At 60.1% G+C, this 1,260-nt stretch carries 1 protein-coding gene; it reads left to right on the forward strand.

Going from position 1 to position 1,260, the window contains the following annotated elements:
- Window positions 1–12: 12 nt before the first annotated feature.
- The gene (locus tag LQK84_RS25015) at window positions 13–1,194 is read left to right on the forward strand and encodes an ABC transporter substrate-binding protein (protein ID WP_230831489.1); all 1,182 of its coding nucleotides are present in this window, start codon (window positions 13–15) and stop codon (window positions 1,192–1,194) included.
- The last annotated feature ends 66 nt before the right edge of the window (window positions 1,195–1,260 follow it).

Below are 1,260 nucleotides of genomic sequence, written 5' to 3' on the forward strand. Positions count from 1 at the left end.
ATGAAACATAAAATGAGACTTCTGGCCGCAGCGGCTTTTACCGTTTCGGCTTCACTTCCGGCCTTTGCCGCGGATGACAAGATCGTTGTGGGGTTTGCGACCGCCGCGTCCGGCTTCATGCAGGCCTATGACCAGCCGGCGACCGATGCGGCGCTGGTGCGCATCGACGAGATCAACAAGGCCGGTGGCCTTCTTGGCAAGAAGATCGAAGTGGTGAAGGCCGATACCAAGTCGGATCGTGCGGAAGGCGCCAAGGCTGGTCTTTCCGTTCTCGACCAGGGCGCCGAACTCGTCGTCGTTTCCTGCGACTACGACTTCGGTTCGCCGGCAGCGCTCGCCGCCGAAGCCGCCGGCAAGATCTCGTTCTTCCTCTGCGCTGAATCGGTCAAGGCCGGTATCCAGGGTGTGGGTCCGCATTCCTTCTCGGCTTCGGTTCTCGCCGCTGTCCAGGGGGCGACCATGGCCGAATGGGCCTTCAACAAGAAGAACGCCAAGACCTACTATCGCCTTCTCGACACCTGGACCGAATATAACAAGGGCGTCTGCGACGGCTTCGACTGGATGATGGGCAAGATCGAACCGAAGGGCGCCAAGCTCGTCGGCAAGGACACGTTCAAGAACGACGACGCTTCTATCGCTGCCCAGATCACCCGCATCAAGGCGCTGCCGAAGGAACCGGATGCGATCATGCTCTGCACGATGATGCCGGGCGCAGTCTCGGCCATCAAGCAGATCCGCGCCGCCGGCATCAACTCGATGATCCTCAACGGTTCCGCACTTGACGGCAGCTACTGGCTCTCCGCCGTTCCGGACCTGTCGAACTTCTACCAGCCGGTCCAGGGCTCGATCTATGGCGATGACCCGAACCCGGAAGTGAACAAGTTCAACGCCACGTTCAAGGCAAAGACCGGCGCCGACCCGTCCTCCACATATGTCTATCCGGGCTATATCCTGATCGACGTCTGGGCGAAGGCCGTCGAACGCGCCAAGTCGACGGATGCCGACAAGGTCGTTGCCGAACTCGAAAAGATGAAGAACGAGCCGACCCTCTTCGGCCCCCGCACCTTCACCTCCGAACTGCACCACCAGAATACGGCGAAATATCTCATCGCCGAAACCACCAAGGGCAAGCCCCATGTCATCGACAGCTGGACGATCTCCGAACCGATCCCGCTCGATGCCTTGATGAAGTAAGACTGATCGGGAAACCGACGGCCAAAACGAACGAGCCCGGTCCGCGAAAGCGGGCCGGGTTTTTCA

Source organism: Rhizobium sp. C4 (genome assembly GCF_021026315.1).
Classification (GTDB): Bacteria; Pseudomonadota; Alphaproteobacteria; order Rhizobiales; family Rhizobiaceae; genus Ensifer_A.